The sequence below is a fragment of the Acidobacteriota bacterium genome, assembly GCA_016196035.1.
GTDB lineage: Bacteria > Acidobacteriota > Blastocatellia > RBC074 > RBC074 > JACPYM01.
Window position 1 is genome coordinate 1 of the sequence record JACPYM010000016.1, and the last position, 17,251, is coordinate 17,251.

The 17,251-nt window shown below is 60.2% G+C and carries 14 protein-coding genes; 8 read left to right on the forward strand and 6 right to left on the reverse strand.

Annotated elements, in window-relative coordinates; translation table 11 throughout:
• Positions 1-198: 198 nt before the first annotated feature.
• From ubiG to HY011_05875, 6 genes are all read right to left on the reverse strand, one after another.
• Entirely contained in the window at positions 199-990 is a 792-nt protein-coding gene (gene ubiG / locus HY011_05850) for a 3-demethylubiquinone-9 3-O-methyltransferase (GenBank protein ID MBI3422443.1), read from the reverse strand.
• A complete protein-coding gene (locus HY011_05855; GenBank protein ID MBI3422444.1) occupies positions 933-1,481 on the reverse strand; it encodes a hypothetical protein in 549 nt (182 codons plus the stop codon). The genes ubiG and HY011_05855 overlap by 58 nt, the downstream gene beginning before the upstream one ends.
• Positions 1,482-1,526: 45 nt before the next feature.
• Positions 1,527-2,705 carry a naringenin-chalcone synthase gene (locus HY011_05860; protein ID MBI3422445.1) on the reverse strand — a complete coding sequence of 393 codons (1,179 nt, stop codon included), beginning with the start codon at positions 2,703-2,705 and terminating at the stop codon, positions 1,527-1,529.
• Between the two features lie 249 nt (positions 2,706-2,954).
• Positions 2,955-4,100 (reverse strand): AAA family ATPase, encoded by a 1,146-nt coding sequence (locus HY011_05865; protein ID MBI3422446.1) that lies wholly within the window; start codon positions 4,098-4,100, stop codon positions 2,955-2,957.
• Positions 4,101-4,273: 173 nt separating this feature from the next.
• The gene (locus HY011_05870; protein MBI3422447.1) at positions 4,274-5,575 is read right to left on the reverse strand and encodes a cytochrome c3 family protein; all 1,302 of its coding nucleotides are present in this window, start codon (positions 5,573-5,575) and stop codon (positions 4,274-4,276) included.
• A gap of 6 nt (positions 5,576-5,581) precedes the next feature.
• Positions 5,582-7,819: a cyclic nucleotide-binding domain-containing protein gene (locus HY011_05875; protein MBI3422448.1), complete on the reverse strand. Its 2,238-nt coding sequence runs from the start codon at positions 7,817-7,819 to the stop codon at positions 5,582-5,584.
• Positions 7,820-8,192: 373 nt separating this feature from the next.
• On the opposite strand from HY011_05875, the gene HY011_05880 reads away from it, so the two are divergent.
• The 8 genes from HY011_05880 (at position 8,193) to HY011_05915 (ending at position 17,218) form a co-directional block, all read left to right on the forward strand.
• Positions 8,193-10,463, forward strand: a complete 2,271-nt coding sequence (locus HY011_05880; protein ID MBI3422449.1) for an IPT/TIG domain-containing protein — start codon at positions 8,193-8,195, stop codon at positions 10,461-10,463.
• Between the two features lie 114 nt (positions 10,464-10,577).
• On the forward strand, positions 10,578-10,898 hold the full coding sequence (locus tag HY011_05885) for a nucleotidyltransferase domain-containing protein (protein MBI3422450.1): 321 nt from the start codon (positions 10,578-10,580) through the stop codon (positions 10,896-10,898).
• Positions 10,899-10,980: 82 nt separating this feature from the next.
• The gene (locus tag HY011_05890; protein MBI3422451.1) at positions 10,981-11,538 is read left to right on the forward strand and encodes a hypothetical protein; all 558 of its coding nucleotides are present in this window, start codon (positions 10,981-10,983) and stop codon (positions 11,536-11,538) included.
• A gap of 147 nt (positions 11,539-11,685) precedes the next feature.
• Positions 11,686-12,372, forward strand: a complete 687-nt coding sequence (locus tag HY011_05895) for a VWA domain-containing protein (protein ID MBI3422452.1) — start codon at positions 11,686-11,688, stop codon at positions 12,370-12,372.
• Entirely contained in the window at positions 12,369-13,145 is a 777-nt protein-coding gene (locus HY011_05900; GenBank protein ID MBI3422453.1) for a protein phosphatase 2C domain-containing protein, read from the forward strand. The genes HY011_05895 and HY011_05900 overlap by 4 nt, the downstream gene beginning before the upstream one ends.
• Positions 13,146-13,254: 109 nt before the next feature.
• On the forward strand, positions 13,255-15,555 hold the full coding sequence (locus tag HY011_05905; protein ID MBI3422454.1) for a hypothetical protein: 2,301 nt from the start codon (positions 13,255-13,257) through the stop codon (positions 15,553-15,555).
• 241 nt (positions 15,556-15,796) lie between these two features.
• Positions 15,797-16,363, forward strand: coding sequence for a DUF1844 domain-containing protein (locus HY011_05910; protein MBI3422455.1), 567 nt, complete (start codon positions 15,797-15,799; stop codon positions 16,361-16,363).
• 87 nt (positions 16,364-16,450) lie between these two features.
• Entirely contained in the window at positions 16,451-17,218 is a 768-nt protein-coding gene (locus HY011_05915; protein ID MBI3422456.1) for an MBL fold metallo-hydrolase, read from the forward strand.
• The last annotated feature ends 33 nt before the right edge of the window (positions 17,219-17,251 follow it).

Sequence of the window (17,251 nt, forward strand, 5' to 3'; positions counted from 1 at the left end):
TCAACCCACGCGACGGTTTGTGGGTGTGGATGAAAATCAACTCCGAGGTAATATTCACTCACGGTTTCTCCTTCAAAGAACGACTCTGACTGGTCAAACTCATTGTAGTTCGACGCGGGAGAAACCGTCTTTATGACATCAAACAGAAACGGCCAACAGCATAAACATTCCGTCTGTTTCGTAATCTCAAAAAAGCTTTCACTGAAAGCTCAGTCCTTGTCTTTGCAAGCCATCAATTCCTTTAACGGCCATCCCGAGATACCCCGTCAACGTGCTGCGGCTGAATTGAAATGCGAACTCATCACTAACCTCACCGGTCAGCAACATACGCCAAAACGCCCGCGTCAGTTTGGGTACCGAGCCGCGCAACTCCGCAACGCGCAAACCGTTATCAGCGCACATGCCGCGCAACTCCGCCGGTTTGATGAAGCAGCGCAATTGATGCAAACGCGGCGGCGTATTTTTGACGAACCATTCGACGCCTTTGATGGCGACGAGCCAGGCAATCGGGTTGCGATTGAAGGTGGCGAAGAAAAACAATCCGCCCGGTTGCAACACGCGCGCGCATTCGGCAATCACACGGCGCGGATCATCTACGTGCTCGAGGAAATCCATCGCACAGACGGCTTGGAAAGAAGCGGCGGCATACGGCAAAGCATAAGCATCGCCCGTTTCATAATGCACGCGGCCCGTGACATCGTGCGCCCGCGCAACCATCAGGCTCTCGGCGGAAGCATCCAGGCCCGTCACAGCAACGCCGCGTTGGGCCAGGTAATTCGCCAAAAAGCCCGCCCCGCAACCGACGTCCAACACCTTCACCCTGTCCATTGGAAAAGCGCGGCCCAACTCAGCGGCAATCCACGGATTGCGCATACGCGATTCCGCGCGCAGCAACGCGACGGGATCGTCTTGCGCGCTATACCAGCGCTCGCCTAAGGCGTGATAGAGGTCGTTGTTGACTTGGCCTGCTGGGCCGGGCGTGAGGGCCATAATAAATTCCAGTACAGCAATTGAAAGAGGCCGAAGCCAAAGGTAAGCAATGTATTCCCCAACAGAAATGAACGTTCAAATCCTGTGTAGGTAAAAAAGGAAAGCGCTTGCCCATGCCAAACCGGCCAAAGCAACCCGGCACTGAGCAAAATCAGCGGGTGCAACATAAACATCAACGCGTGCACCCACTGCTCCGACGCCTTGCAAACCTGACAATGGATGGCTTCATCTTTGGTGACGAACAGGCAGGAAAAAAGGCTCAGACCCGTATAAGCGCAAACGGTTACCGTGGTCGGCACGACCAAAAATACCCAGCCAAAACAAAACAACACCGTCAGCGTATCCAACGGATGCCCGATGCGCTCCCAGCGCGGCAGCGAACGCTGGCGGTGAAAATAAAGCTCATCCACCGCCATGCAAAGCGACTGCAAAAGAAAGGGGAGGAACAGCCAGCGCGCAGAAATCGTAATTGGCATGTAAATCAACAGCAAACCTGAAAGCCTGGGTACGCACGCATCCTTGCGTGCGTACCCAGGCTAAAGCTTCCTGAACAACGCCCCGGCAATCGTCAATCCCGGCCCAAACGCCAGGCTCCCGACCAGCGTGCCGGGTTTGATTTCCGGCGTTTGCAACATCCGCCCCCAGACGTGCGGCAGTGTGGCCGATGACATATTGCCGTGCTCAAACAGCAAGGCCCGGCTGATGGCGACTTGATCTTCGCGCAAGCCCAGCAGCGTTTGCACGGAATCAATAATGCGCGGCCCACCCGGATGCACGGCAAAACAGGCGCGGTCACGCGCGGTTTCGTAACATTCGCCCGCCTGGACAAAAAGCCGTTGCAAGTAGCCGGGCAAGGCGGCGGCGATTTTTTCGGGCACTTCGCGCGCCAGCGTCATGCGAAAGCCCCATTCCGACGGCACCCAGGTCATATCGGCCAGCGTGTTCGGCACGACTTCTTCGCGCACGGCCAGGACTTCAAACCCGGCGGGCGGCGGCGCTTCCTGCAAAGTCAGCGCGTAACGGATGTGGCCGTCGGCAAACAGGCTTTGCACGACCAATTGTTCGGGCCGGTGATCGCGCGGATTGAAATGCAGCGTGCACAATTCGGTGTGCACAATCTCGGCGCGCCCGGTTTGCGGCAGATGCCCGTTGTCGCTTTGCGGATTGAGCAGCAGCCCGCGCGCCACCCGCAAAGCGGGCACGGCGGCATAACAACCCATGTGATAGACCTGAGTCGCACGCGTTTGCGTGTGCCATTCCTTGGCGTCGAGCAAGCGTTGGATGGCGCTCGGCGAGGCGTAGCCAGTACAGGTGACGTGCAACAGATCGGCAGGCGCGTCGGTTTCATCAGCAAAGAAATCACCGAGCGCGCGGTTGGCCATCTCAGCGAAATACTGATTGCGCGCATCCAGGCCGCGGCCTTCGGCGCTCTCGTGCAGGTTGAAAATCTGCATGCGCGACCAGTCCTGATGCAAAAAATCTTCGAGTTCCGAATAGCGCTTGCCAATGCTCGTGGGCGAACAGCCATAACGTCTGACCAGCCGCTCCATGCGTGTGAGCCATTCCTGTTCCATCGGGGAATGTCCATTGGCGCCATTGGCGGTAGCCTCGGCCCGCGCGTGGGCTGCTGCCAGCCAGCCAAACGCGTAATCCTGTGCGCGTTGGTAACGGGGCAGGATAACCTTGAAATCAGCGAGGTAAGTGCGATGGTTCATAGGAGTGCAGCGATCTTAGGTCCCGACCGTGAGGGAGTGCGGGCGGGTGAGGCCAACTCTCGCTTGCGTTCAGGAGTTATTATTTTGGGTAAAAAGATGCGCCAGGAGCGCGGACGTCTCGCCCGCATTCTGTTGAAACGCGTAGCTTCTTTATTCGAGCTTGGACAATCAACCGACACAGAAGTATGGAAGCTGCGTGGCTTCCATTCACTATGAAGACGGAACGTCCGAACTCCAAGCAACGAAGCGTTATGCCCGCTTGCGCAATTCGCTCCGCAAATTGCCGCGCGCGACCTCAATCACGATTTCGGCATTGGTCACGCGTTGAAAATTATCAAAGGCCGCTTGTTCGACCGCCGCCACCAGATTGGCGTGCAACCCGCGCGCGCCGGTGCCGCGTTTGAGGCTGCGTTCGATGATGAAATCCAGCGCGCCGTCCGTCACATTCAAGTGCAATCCTTCGAGTTGGAATTCGCGCACGAATTGCGGCAGCACGTTGTCGTGCAAAATCTGCTTGAGCGTCGCCGCCGACAAGGACTGGAACCGCACGATGCGCGCAAAGCGGCCCATCAGTTCGGGCAAAAACCCATAGCGTTGAAAACCTTCAATCTCTTCCAAGACCGGCGACCCGGCCTCGGCATTGTTAGCCTTGTCCTTAAAGCCAATGGATTTGCTGGTCGCCTTGAGCACATCATCCATCCCGGAAAACGTCCCGCAGGCGATAAACGGAATATCCAGTGTCGAGAGCGGCGCGCGTTGCCCATAAGCCGAAGCGCCGAAATCCATCGGCACCATGACGTCTTTGCCTTCCAGCATTTTCAGCAATTCGCGTTGCACGCCATAACCCGAGACATCTTTGGTCGTGCCTTCGCCGGCGAAGCGCGCATTGCTGGTGGACGAGGCCAGCTTGTCGAATTCGTCCAGGCAAATCACGCCGCACTGGGCCAGCAGCAAATCGCCTTCGGCGGCATAAACCAGCCGCGTCAGAATCGTATGCACGTCATCGCCGACATAACCGCTCTCGGTGAAACTGGTCACGTCCACGATCAGCGTGGGCAGATGGAAGAGTTGTTGAAAGAGCGATTCGATCAAAAAGGTCTTGCCGCTGCCGGTCGGCCCGACCAGCAAGGTGTTTTGCTTGGGCGGCAACAGGCGGCGCGTTTCGCCGTCCACATGCAAGCGTTTCAAACGGCGCACATGGCGATAGGCCAGCAACGAAAGCGCGCGGCGTGGTTCATCCTGCCCTTTGTAGCCCAACTGCTCCAGCCGCGCAAAAATGTCGGGTGGCGGAATCAGCGGCAAGGCTCGCACAAACTCGCGCAACCCGTCGCGCTCCTGCCGCGACGGCGCGCGCTCCGGTTCCAAAAAATCATCGTCATCGAAGGGAAAGTTCACAGCTACCTCCTAGACTTCAGACTTCAGACCTCAGAGTTTGGAACTCAGAGCTTGGAACTTAGGACTCAGACTGTGGACTTAGTATCTAACGGCTTGCCCATAACCTGGCGCCGAAAAGGTCTGAAGTCTGATGTCTGAAGTCGGGTGTCGGATGTTTAAGGGTGGCATATCATCTACTTTCGCACGCTGGCGCGCAAATCCTTTTCCGCGCCGTGTTGCGCATGGCAACTGACGCAACGCGCCTTGCCCGCCAGCAACGGCTGCGTCTCGGCCAGCCGCGCCAGCGCCGTGGCAAACGCCGGTTGCAGGCTGTGGCACTGCGCGCAAGCTTCGCGCACGTGCTGTTTCAAGGCCGCGTCTGCGGCGCCGCCCAAATGACAATCCGCACATTGCGTGCGGCCCTGTGCCCGGCCTTGGCCGTGCAGCAGGTGGAATTGCGCGCGCAAGTTGTACTCGACGGTGCGGCCCGGCAAGCCATGCTGTTGCCAGGCCGTTTGCGACACGCCATCCCACAACCACAACCCATTCTTAACCGGATAAGCAACGGCGGGCCCGTGCAATGTGTGCTGGCCGTTTTGAGTCTGCGCGAACGGCTCCGTTTGGTGGCAGTTGGTGCAAACCGTGTTGGAGACCAAGGCTGGTTTGAAATTCGTCCCGCGATGTTCGGCGTGGCAAGCGCGGCAGGTCAGCCCCAGGTTCAGATGCGTTTGCCCCAACGCCGTCTGAAAGGTCGGGGTCGTGTGACAAGCCGCGCACTGTTGCGCCGACGTGCCGGTCAGGGTGTGACAAGCGCTGCACGCACCGCTGGTCTGGTTGGCAATGGTGCTGGCCGCGGGCAGCGTCTTGGCCTGATGTGCCGCCGACAACAGCCCCGGCGAAGAGACCTGCGGGAAGGCCCACGCCGCCGCCACCACAAACAACATCAGCAACAAGGCCCCGCCCGCCAGCGCCTGCGCGCGCCTGCGCCGTAATTCGCTGCCGTCCTGTTCGACCGCAGGCCGCGCCTGAACAGCCTGCAATGGTTGACGCGGCATCCCGCCTGCCTCCGCGCTTTGCAGCCGTCGTTCCCAATATCTTTCCAAGACACGTTCATCCGCTGGGGTGCCCGCGAAAAGCGGCGGCTCGGGCGCTTCCGGCTCAGCCAAGTCCAGTGCAAATTCCACCGTGATTTGCAGCGTTGCCTCCTGCACGGCCAGACGCAGCCGGTAAGGCCCGATCCGCAGGATGTCGCCAGTGCTCAAGGGCGCTTGTTGCACGGCGGCATTGTTCAACAGCACGACGCCGTTCGGCGCTTCGACGAGGGCGGTGAGCCAGAACGCGCCGTCGTGCCACTTGATGCCCGCGTGCGCCGCCGCCACGCGCGGATGCGGCAACTGCACTTCGCTGGCGTGGGCGCGGCCCAGCAACAGGCTCTCGCTCACCAGCGCACTGGCGTCGGCATTTTGATCGGTACGAATGAGGCGAAACGTCTGCATAACAACTCAACGCCAACTGAAATAGACGACTTGCCAAAGATGCAAGAGCAAGAGCGCCAGCAGCAACACGGCGCTCAACACGTGCGGCCAAACCCAAGCGCGCAACAAGCGTTGTCCGGCGATCAACCGGTTGAGTTGCCGCAACTGCCCGGCGTCGGCGTCGGCGGCGGCCAACAAGGCCGTGCGGCGCGCCAGCAAATCTGCCAGCAGCCAGGGCTGCGCTTCGTGTTTGGTCAGCCAGCGCGGCACCAGCACATTCAGCAATTGCCCCAGCACGCCGGTCAAGCAAGTCAGGCTCAAAGCCAGCGCCAGCCCTTTGGTCAAGGGCGTCGGCTGGGCCGTCTGTCCAGCCAGCGCGCCATGCCAGACAAACAACAGCAGCGTGCCTAAGCCAACGTAACTATGCGCCAGCAGCCAATACCGCAACGGCCCCCAACGAGCCGTCCGCGCGCGTTTGCGGGCGGCGTACAAGCCCGTGGCACACAGCCCCAGCGTTCCCGGCAAGGCGCTGAACCAGGCCCACGCGCGCGTGCCGCCATACTCCCAACCCAACAGCGGCGGCGCAAAGGCCAGCAGGAACAGGAACAGAATGCCGGCGCTGCCCGCCAGATGAATTGCATTGACCACGGGCTGCGCGTGCCAGCGTTCAAGCAGTTGCAGCGTCTTGCCCTCGCGCTTGCGATACAACCGCGCCAGCCGCGCGCCTTTGATGTGGTGTAGCTCGGCAAATTCCTCATCCGGCACGACGCGCCGCAAGGCGCCCGTGGGACAATTCTCTTCGCACCCGTGCACGTGCGGTTTGCTGACGTCAGCGTTGCAGGCCGCGCCCACGCATAAATCGCATTTCACGGCCACCTGCGCGACCGGCAGCGCTGCGGCTTCCCCGTTCGTGGTCGCGGCGTCCGGCCCGGCGCGCGCCACCAGTGTGATGGCGTCAAACGGGCATAAGGCCGCGCAATCGCCGCAACCGATACAGGTTTGCGCATTGATGTCCACGCGGCCATCGGGCAGGACTTGGATCGCGTTGACGGGGCAACCGGTCAAACAATCCGGCTGGCGGCAATGCTGGCAAACCGACGGCACCAGCAACGGTTGCAACCGGGGCCGTAACGGCGGCGGCCAGGCGGCGGGCGGCGTCAACGTTAAGGGGCGCGTCAAACTGAAGCCTTTTAACGACAGCCGCGACTGCCCGTGCAAATCCTGGCAGGCCGCCGCGCAATTGCCGCAGCGAATGCAGGTGCGCGCATCAATCGCCAGCAAATTTGAGGTCGCGGCGACCCCGCTGCGGATCAAGCTGTTTTGCGCGGCGGCAATCGGCAGCGGCTGGCGCTGATAGGCCTGCGCCGCGTCGGGGGCCAGTTTTTTCAGGGCGGTGTTGAGGTCTTCGCTCAACGCCTCGGTTTCACGCAGCAGGGTCACCGAAATTTCCAGCACCTCGGCGCGCGTCAATAAGGTGGCGGTTTGCGGCCACGGCAACTCGCTGGCTACGCCCTCCAAACCCAGGCAATGCCCCGCGCCCAGATAATCTTCGTGCGCCAGCACGGCCCAATCCGTCGCGTCGCCCTCGTGCCTTTGCGCTTCGCTGGCCTTGCTCAACTTCAGCCAGCCGGTTTTCAGCACAAAGAGCCGCCGGATTGATTCGCCTTCTTGAAACAGCACGTGCCCCGGCTCATACACGCGATACTGCGAAATGGTGGAAAGCTTGTTCAGGGCTTCGGCATCGAGCCGCGTCGCCACACCCAGATCTTGCAAAAACAGGGCGCGGCTGTTGCGGCGATAGGTTTTATCGAGCACCGCCGCGAACTGCGGCAGCTTGCGCAAGAGCGGCAGGGCCTGACGCTGCACTTCCAACACGCTGACCGGCGCCTCCGGCGGCGCGCACACGGTCGAAGAGCGCGGCAGATTGGCCAGCACCGACATTTCGCCAAAGAGTGCACCCGGTTGTAATTCGCCGACCTTGGCATAGCCGCGTTTGACGAACACATCCGCCGCCCCTTCGACCACAAAATAAAAGCAGTCGCCGCCCCATTCGCCCTCACGCACGATCTCTTCGCCCGGCTCATAGGTCAGCAGGCGCAGATGTGGCGCAAGCGTGTGCCCGGCGTATGCGTGACCTTCCAACAGCGCCTGCAATTCGGCCTCGGGCAGCCCGTGCGCCGGCGTCTGGCCCGACAAATCGGCCAGCGCGGCAGTCTTTGCTATGGCAGCCAGCATGGCGGCGGGCGCGCGGTTTTCTTGCGGCATAGACTCCGGTTGTGTGGGGGTTAGTTTCGTGACTTGGGAGAAGCTCTCTTTCGGTGACGCCTTTTTACTGTATCGCGCGTGGCTTGCCAAGCAGGCGGGCTTTATTTTTCGGCCAAGCTACAGCCCTTGCCCTCTTAGATCGGTTTGCAACTGCGTATACGGGAACTGCACGCTGGGACAGTACCGCGCGCGTCAGCAAGCGGGGCCGGCACGCCAGTACCAATCCGCCAGACTTGACGCGCCGCTTGCTGACGCGCGCGGTACTGTCCCAAGACCTCAAACGATCTAGGTTGCGACTTGCACGCCGCGTCACTACAATGCGCCCGCAACTCCAACTTCCTTTACCAAGATTTGCTGAACAGGGTCACCCTTTATGAAATCAAACGCCAAACGTTTTTTTGTCGCGCTCTTTACGCTGAGTTTCGTCGCGCTCTTGTCGTGGCAACGCCACCCTGCCGCTGCGGCTTCAACGAATTCAGCCAAAACCGCCGTCGGCAAACGTCTGCAAGGCGCGCCGACCTTTAACAAAGAGGTCGTGCGCCTCTTTCAAAAGAACTGCCAAAGCTGCCACCACCCCGGCGACATCGCGCCGTTCTCGCTGATGAGTTACAAAGAGGCGCGCCCCTGGGCCGTCTCGATCCGCGAACAGGTCGTGCTGAAAAACATGCCGCCGTGGAAACCGCAGCCTGGTTGCGGCGATTTCAAAGACCAGCGCGCGCTGACGCCGGACGAGATCAACACCCTCGCCGCCTGGGTGGACGCGGGCGCGCCCGAAGGCAACGCGGCGGACTTGCCGAAGGCGCAGGAATTCCCCGACGGCTGGGCACTGGGCGCGCCTGATTTCATCGCCACACCCGCCGAGAGCTTCACGCCGCCGCAGGGCAAGGACACCTATCGCTGCTTCGTCGTGCCGACCGCGCAATTGCGCGGCGACCGCTGGTTGCAGGGCCTGGACGTGCGGCCCGGCAACAGCAAGATCGTGCATCACGTGATCGCCTATGCCGACCCGCTCGGCAAATCCATCGAGTTGGACGCGAAGGAAGCCGGCCCCGGCTACACCTGTTTTGGCGGGCCGGGCTTCGACATTTCGCTGGGCATCAATGAAATTCTGGCGGGCAATTCGCCGATGCTGGGCGGCTGGGCGCCCGGCTCGCGCGGCTATTTCGCGCCCGAAGGCAATGGCGTCAAATTGCCCAGCAATCCCAACGCGCGCGTCGTGCTGCAAGTGCACTACCATCCAACCGGCCAGCCCGAAACCGACCGCACCTCGGTGGGTTTTTACTTCGCGCAAAAGCCCGTCAGCAAGGCGATGCTGCCGTTGCCGCTGGTCAATCAAACCTTTGTCATCCCGGCGGGCGCAAAAGCCCAGCAGGTCACCGCGCGTTTCACCGCGACTGGTTTCGCAGGCAAGATTCTGGGCATCACGCCGCACATGCATTTGCTGGGCAAGCAAATCAAAGTCGAGATGACGCAACCCGGCCAGCCGACGCAGTGTCTGGTCAACATTCCCAACTGGAATTTCAACTGGCAGGGTTCATATCTTTACCAGAACGCGATTCCATTCGCGGCGAATACACGTGTGGATTTGAGTTGCGTCTTCGACAATTCGACCGACAATCCGTTCCAGCCCAACAACCCGCCCAAGGCCGTCAAATGGGGCGAAGAGACGACCGACGAAATGGCGCTGGCCTTTATCGCCTTCACGCTGGACGCGCTGACCTTGCCATCGTCGTCGCCGCAACTGACCGATGTGGCGGCTGACGACAAAGGCAATCTCGTCGTCAACGGCGCGGGTTTCCTGGCGGGCGCGGACATCGAAGTCAACGGCCAGCGCCTGTCGGACACCCAAGCCGACGCGAGCGGCAAAGTGTTTTCCGGCAATCAATGGAAGGTCTTCGCCGCGCCGGGCCAGAGCGTCAACGTCACCGTCATCAATCCTGACGGCGTGCGCACGGCCACGCGCAGCTTCACCCGCAACGCGACGGCGCGCACAGTGGCCGCAGTCTCGGCAGCTAGTTACGTCGCCGGCGCTGTCGCTCCTGAAAGCATCGTCGCGGCCTTTGGCGAATATCTTGCGAGCAACACGGCGGCGGCCACCAGCACGCCACTGCCCACCGAACTCGCAGGCACTTCGGTGCGTGTCAACGGCATCCTCGCGCCGCTCTTTTTTGTCTCGCGCCAACAACTCAACTTCCTGCTCCCGGCAGGCGTGAGTTCCGGCAACGCCATCATCGAAATCGTCACCAGCGACGGCCAGCTTTCGCGCAATACGCTGGCGATCAACGGCATCGCGCCGAGCCTGTTCACTGCCAACGCTTCGGGCACCGGCGTCCCCGTCGGCGTCGTCTCGCCGGACGGCATCAACTTTTATCCGATCAGCAATGCGGATGGTTCACCCATCGCGCTCAATGGCGGCGAATACCTCGTGCTCTTCGGCACGGGCTTCCGACGCGCGGCGACCGAGACTGTCGAGATCACCATCGGCGGGCGCAAAGTACCCGCGATTTATACTGGCGCACAGGGCGGCCTCGTCGGCGTGGATCAGCTCAACACCGAATTACCCAAGGACGTTTCGGGCCTGGTGGATTTGGTGCTGACGGTGAATGGGCGGCAGGCGAATGTGGTGAAGGTGCGGCTGAAATAATCGTTGCGCGACATTGCAATCACCAGCGTGGAAGGGGTTGGGCGTGGCGCTCAACCCCTTTTTGCTTGTACGCCGATTGGGTATGATGACCGCGTCTGGCCGGAGGAAAACGCGATGACTCCAAAAGTACAAATGATCCTGGCTGAATTGAAGCAGCGCCTGACCGCCATTTATGGCGATCGGCTGGTCAAATTGGTGTTATTCGGTTCGCAGGCGCGCGGTGATGCGACGGCGGAATCGGATATTGACACGCTGCTGGTATTGCGCGGGCCAGTAGATGCGGGCGAAGAGTTGGAACGCACCAGTGTGTGTGTGGCGGATTTATCGCTGGCAAACGATGTCGTGGTTTCGCGCACCTTCGCCACCGAGCAAAGCTTTCAACACGAGCGCAGCCCGTTGCTGTTGAACATCCGCCGCGAAGGAGTAAGCGTATGACTATGGCGGTGAGTGTCTTGGCAGGCGTGCCATAACACTGCCACCATTCATTGACGTGTATTTCAGCCCAGCCGGAAACTGAATGAACCCTCGGAACCAAATCAAAGAATTGACAGCCGCATATTGGCTCGGCTGTCTCACAGTTTTAATCCAGACGTATCTGGCAGCGCGATACGTGCCCTACAACGCTTTACCAGATGAAGCAAAGGATTCCTTAGCAGCTCGGTTATTGCGAGATGACGGGCAAGCCGCAGCGCTCATTGCTGCGGGTGTAGCCCTGCTGGCTTTGAGTTTGGCAAAGCGTGGAATCAAGTGGAAGGCAAGTTGGAAATTGCGCTGGCTTCTGCCCTGGATTGCTGCGAATGGTTGGGCGCTTGTTTTTTTGAAGACTGTTGAAACTTATGTGAACTCACAGAGCCTAACACTTACGCCGCTTTTGACTGCAATTCATCCAACATTAGATATCAACTTTGTTTGCGCCGTCGTGTTGCAAGGGCACGCAATAAGTACATTGTTGTTTCTTGGCCTGCAATATATCTGCCTGGTGTTGGTGAAAGCGTTTTACCAGCCTGTTGCTGAACCACTGGAACAAGCTGAAATTCTAAAGACGGGGCGCACATCAGAGCCGCTTGACCAATAACCCCACCTGCTCGTATTTCACGTTGGAACAAATCGTAGGGATTGGGCGTCTGCTCAATCCCTTTTTCTTTGCGCCAACGATTTGTGGCGAAACACCAGGTCAAGGATAATCGCTGCCGCCGCGTACCTTTTGAATTGAGGAGCACCAATGTCCGAGCAAACTGCACTCGCCCCCAATCTCGCTGATGCCGTCGAATTTGCCGAAAACCCTGAACCGCGCTGTCCATGCGTGTTGCTGGTGGATACCTCCGGCTCAATGCAGGGCGCGGCCATCGCCGCTTTGAACGATGGCCTGCGCGCCTTCAAAAACGATTTGATGAAAGACACGCTGGCTTCGCGCCGCGTCGAAGTCGCCATCGTCACCTTCAGCAGCGACGTGCAGATCGTGCAGGATTTCGTCACCGCCGATCAGTTTGAACCACCGACGTTGCACGCCGAAGGCGCGACGCTGATGGGCAGCGCGATTCATCAGGCGCTCGATTTGCTGGCCGCGCGCAAGGCGCAATACCGCGCGAGCGGCGTGGCCTATTACCGCCCCTGGGTTTTTCTGATCACCGATGGCGAACCGCAGGGCGAACCAGAAGACGTGATTTTGCAAGCCTCACAACGCATCCGCGATGACGAACAAAACAAGCGCGTGGCTTTCTTTGCCGTCGGCATCGAAGAAGCCAATCTGGAGCGCCTGCGCCAACTCACCGTGCGCACGCCGGTGCGGCTGATCGGCTTAAATTTCGTAGAGATGTTTGTCTGGCTCTCGCGCAGCACGCAGGCTGTCTCGCATTCGCGCGTGGATGAACAGGTCGCGCTGCCACCACCCGGCTGGGGGACGGTATGAAAGAAAACTGGCGCGTCATCGGCGCTTCGGTGCAAGGCGTCAGCCACATCAAGAGCGGGCAACCCTGTCAGGATGCGCACGCCTGGGCGGTGTTGCCGAATGGCACGCTCATCGCTGCTGTGGCGGATGGTGCGGGTTCGGCGGCGCTGGCCGAAGTCGGCGCGCAACTGGCGGCGCAAACGACGGTGAATTTCCTGCGGCAGCAACTCATCGAAACCGAATTGCCTGGCGACGACGCAGCCTGGCAGACGCTGTTGTTTGAAGCCTTGAAAGCCGCGCGGCACCGATTGGAAGATGAAGCGCAAACGCGCGGTTGTGCCTTGCGCGATTTGGCAACGACGTTGATCGCCGTCGTGGCGACCGCCGGACTGGCCGCCGCCGCGCACGTCGGCGATGGCGCGGCGGTGTTGCATACGGCGGACGAGTTGTTGCTGCTGGCCGCGCCTCAGATGAGCGAATACGTCAACGAGACGACCTTTCTGGTTTCCGCCGATTATTTGCAGGCCGCGCAATTCAGTTGCTGGCACGGATGCGCGCAGCAATTGGCGCTGTTCACCGACGGCTTGCAACGACTGGCCTTGCAAATGCCGCTGCAACGCCCACACGCGCCGTTCTTTGCGCCGCTGTTTCAGTTTGCGGCCAATGCGGGCGCAGAGGCCGAAGCGCAATTGGCCGCGTTCTTGCAATCGCCGCGCATTGCCGAACGGGCGGATGACGATTTGACACTGGTGTTGGCGGCGCGTAGCGCCTCCGGTACAGTACGGGGAGCGTGAGCGACCTGAGCCTCGGCGCTAAGACGGCTTGGCGCTTCCTGATTGTATTGCCTGCCGAGGCTCAGGTCGCTCACGCTCCCCGTACTGTATTTTCGCGCTGACGCGCGGATTGGCTGATCGAGATTGTACGATGTTCCTGCGGCGCGAAAGCACTCAAGCGATCCTCAACCTGGCCGATGGCGCGCTGCTCGGCACGGGCGGCGAGGCGCGTATTTACAGCGTGCCGCACGAGCCTGACCTGGTCGCCAAAATCTATCATCAACCCGACGAGCGTTATGTGCACAAGCTGGCCGCGATGCTCGCCCATCCGCCGCAAGACCCGGCCAAAGCTCAGGGACATACCTCTATCGTCTGGCCGACCGAGTTGCTGCGCTCGCTGGATGCTAAAAACCAAGTCTGCGGCTTTCTGATGGAGCGCGTGCATCGGATGCGCTGCGTGATTGATGTTTATCATCCGGGCACGCGGCGGCGGCAGGCTCCGTTGTTCAATTACTCATACCTGCATCGCACGGCACGCAATCTGGCGGCGGCGGTGGGCGCGTTGCACGCGGGCGGTTATGTCATCGGCGATGTCAACGAATCGAATGTGCTGGTGTCAGAAACGGCGCTGGTAACGCTGGTGGATACCGATTCGTTTCAGGTGCGCGATCCGCAGACCGGCGTCGCCTATCGCAGCCCCGTCGGCAAGGCCGAATTTACGCCGCCGGAATTGCAGGGCAAGGTTTTCGCCGAGATTGACCGCCAGCCTGAACACGATCTTTTCGGGCTGGCGGTGTTGCTCTTTCAACTGTTGATGGAAGGCACACATCCGTTTGCCGGGGTTTATACGGGCGCGGGCGAACCGCCGCCGATTGAAGCGCGCATCCTGGCCGGACATTTCCCCTACGGCGCGGGCAAGGGCGCGCCGTATCGTCCGATGCCCGCCGCGCCGCCGCTGGGGATGTTGACGCCGCAACTGCGGCAGTTGTTCATCCGCTGTTTTATCGAAGGCTTTCGCAATCCAAAGGCGCGGCCCAGTGCGCACCTTTGGCAGGAAGCGTTGAAAGAGGCTGAAACGGCGTTGCGCCCTTGCGCGGCTAACAGCCAGCATCTTTTCGGCCAGCATTTGCTTGAATGCCCTTGGTGCAAACGCACGCGGCAACTGGGCGGACGCGATCCTTTCCCTTCATTGGTGGCGATCAAACAGGGGCAGCATTTGCAGCGGCTGCCGCGCAAGGCGAAGCGCGTGATTCATCCGACCTTTGCCACGCAACGCGCGCTGACGACACGCGCGAATTGGGCATCGCAACAGGCCAGCGTGCCTGCTTATACGCCCGTGTTGGGGCTGCTCAATCCGCCGCCCGCGACGCCCGCGACAACACTGTTCAGCAAGCTTTGGGATACGACGCGCTTTGTACTGACGGGTTTTATGATGGTGCTGATGCTGCAAAGTTTTTGCGCGCCGGGCATGAAAGAGTTGAGCTATGTCGCGCAACGCGGCGCGCCGCCACCCCCGCCGCATGTGCCCTTCATCCGTCCGCAAAAAGTGTTGAGCGGGCACAGCGACCGCATCTATGCGCTGACGGTTGCGCCCGACAATCAAGTCATCGCCACCGGCAGCGCCGACCGCACCGTCAAATTGTGGGACGCAACCAGCGGCGACTTGAAACAGACGCTGACCGGGTCGCACGATGATCTGGCGGCGCTGGCGTTTTCACCGGATGGCAAATTGATTGCGGGTGGCACGAGTGATGCAGCGATTTATGTGTGGGGCACTGAGAGCGGGCAGGTGAAACGCACGCTGAATCGTCATCAGACCATCGTGACCGCGCTGGTTTTTTCACCGGATGGACAGACGCTGGTTTCGTGCGGACGGGATCAACTCATCGTGCAATGGGATGTGCGGACGGGGCGGCCCATACGCGAACTCACTTGGGCTTCGCGCTGGATGTCCACGGTGATGTTCACGCCGGACGGCAAGCAGGTGCTGGCGGGCGATGAATACGGCGCAGTGATTGGCTTCGATGCGCAAAGCGGCGCGGTTACGCAAAGCTTCGTGCGGCACGAACAGGTCGAACCGCCGACCGACCGCATCCGCGCGCTGGCTCTGTCGCCGGAGGGCCAACGCGTGGCCTTTGCCTTTCTGGGGCGCAAAGTCGAAATCTGGGAGTTGGCGACCAAGAAGCTTTTGCAAACCTTGAGCGACAGCGCGGGCATCACCGATACCGTCGCCTTCGCGCCTGCCGGCCAACAAATACTCACCGGCAATCACAACGGCACCTTCAATCTGTGGGACTTGAAAACAGGCGCGAGCATACGCGCGTGGCAATCGCATACCTCGGCGGTGACGCGGCTGGCCTTCGCGCCCAACGGCAAAATGATTCTCAGCACGGCGGACGGGTCCCCCTATACAGTCAACGTGTTTGAATAGAGGGTAGTGGATCAATGGGGAGAGAGATTACGGAACAGACGGAATGAACGGAACAGACGGAACGGTAATAGCCAAGCCAGTTCTGTGTGTTCCGTTATTTCTGTTTGTTCCGTAATCTCTCTTTTGTCTCTCCTGCTTGAGCCACTACCTGAATAGGCTTCTTGTGACGGCCTTCAACACGGTGCTAATATCCCGCTTCCCTTCCCCAATCCCAATTTCAACGAAGGAGTACGAAGCCGCAATGGCTGAAGAGAATCAGAGCGGATTCAAAGTCACCGACCGTCGGTTGTTTAACACCGACGGTTCCCTGCGCGAGGACGCGGTCATCGAAGAAGAGACCCCGGCGCCCGCCCCAACACCGGCTCCCGCGCCAACCCCAGCGCCCGCGCCCGCACCGGCGGCCAAAACATTCAGCGCCGCTGAAATCACAGGCGCCTTTTCGTCTGCGCCGCCGCCTCCGCCCACGCCGCCGCCCATGACGCCTCGCGCTGCGCCGCCGCCGGTTGCCGCGCAATTCGAGCCTGCGCCTGTTTATGATGAAGCAGAGGGCATGGGCGAAATGCCAGAGCAAACCGAATTCACCGAATTCCTCATGCGTATCGCTTCTGAAGCGTTCATCTATCTGGGCCTCGTCGAGCATCCCATGACGGGCCGGCGGCAAGTGGATTTGCAGGCGGCCAAAGAGTCCATTGACATGCTGTTGATGCTGCGCACCAAAACGCAGGGCAACCTGACGCCTGACGAAGCGCGCTTTTACGACGATCTGCTGGCGGACCTGAAGATGCAGTTCGTGTCGTTTAGACGTTGAATTGGCAAAAAGACCAAGCCTCCTTGTAGTAGCGCATAAATGCGCTACTACAAGGAGGCATTTTCTGTGCTTCCAGTGCCTACATAAATGAAGCTCACCTTACTCGGAACCGGAACCTCGGTCGGTGTCCCAATGATCGGGTGTCACTGCGAAACGTGCACGTCCACTGATCCGCGTGATCGGCGCTTGCGCACGGGCTTATTGGTCGAACACGCCGGGCGGCGCGTGCTGGTGGACATCTCCGCCGATTTCCGGCAACAGGCGCTGCGGCATCACATCGAGAAACTGGATGCGCTGCTCATCACGCATTGTCACGCCGACCACGTCTTCGGCCTGGATGACATCCGCCCCATCAATTTCAAACACGGCGTCGTGCCGCTCTATGCCAGCGCGCGCACCTGGCGCGATTTGCGGCGCGTTTTCTACTACATCTTTGAACGCACTTACGCGGGAGGAGGCTTGCCGCAACTTTCGCAACACGAATTCGAGGGGCCGTTTGAAACCTGCGGCTTGGCAGTCACGCCCATTCCCGTCATTCACGGTCACGGCGAAGTCACCGCGTTCCGGTTCGGTGACGGGCGCGTTTCAGCCGCCTTTGTCACCGATTGCAACGCGATTTCCGCCGCCGCGCTCGACCAATTGCGCGGCCTCGATTTGTTGATCATTGATGCGCTGGGCTTGAAACCGCATCCCACGCATCTGCATCTGGAACAAACGCTGGCTTACATCGCCGACGTCAAACCGCGCCGCGCCCTGCTTACACACATCGGCCACCAAATCAAATACGCCGATTGGTGCAAGCGCCTTCCTGACGGCGTCGAACTGGCTTATGACGGTTTGCAGGTAGAACTTTGAAAAAGTAGTCAGTAGTCAGTAGTCAGTAGTCAG

Coding starts and splice junctions, on each gene's coding strand:
- HY011_05875 (MBI3422448.1), bottom strand. CDS start 7,819: ATGCCGCAAGAAAACCGCGCGCCCGCCGCCATGCTGGCTGCCATAGCA.
- HY011_05860 (MBI3422445.1), bottom strand. CDS start 2,705: ATGAACCATCGCACTTACCTCGCTGATTTCAAGGTTATCCTGCCCCGT.
- HY011_05895 (MBI3422452.1), top strand. CDS start 11,686: ATGTCCGAGCAAACTGCACTCGCCCCCAATCTCGCTGATGCCGTCGAA.
- HY011_05870 (MBI3422447.1), bottom strand. CDS start 5,575: ATGCAGACGTTTCGCCTCATTCGTACCGATCAAAATGCCGACGCCAGT.
- HY011_05910 (MBI3422455.1), top strand. CDS start 15,797: ATGGCTGAAGAGAATCAGAGCGGATTCAAAGTCACCGACCGTCGGTTG.
- HY011_05880 (MBI3422449.1), top strand. CDS start 8,193: ATGAAATCAAACGCCAAACGTTTTTTTGTCGCGCTCTTTACGCTGAGT.
- HY011_05900 (MBI3422453.1), top strand. CDS start 12,369: ATGAAAGAAAACTGGCGCGTCATCGGCGCTTCGGTGCAAGGCGTCAGC.
- HY011_05890 (MBI3422451.1), top strand. CDS start 10,981: ATGAACCCTCGGAACCAAATCAAAGAATTGACAGCCGCATATTGGCTC.
- ubiG (MBI3422443.1), bottom strand. CDS start 990: ATGGCCCTCACGCCCGGCCCAGCAGGCCAAGTCAACAACGACCTCTAT.
- HY011_05885 (MBI3422450.1), top strand. CDS start 10,578: ATGACTCCAAAAGTACAAATGATCCTGGCTGAATTGAAGCAGCGCCTG.
- HY011_05915 (MBI3422456.1), top strand. CDS start 16,451: ATGAAGCTCACCTTACTCGGAACCGGAACCTCGGTCGGTGTCCCAATG.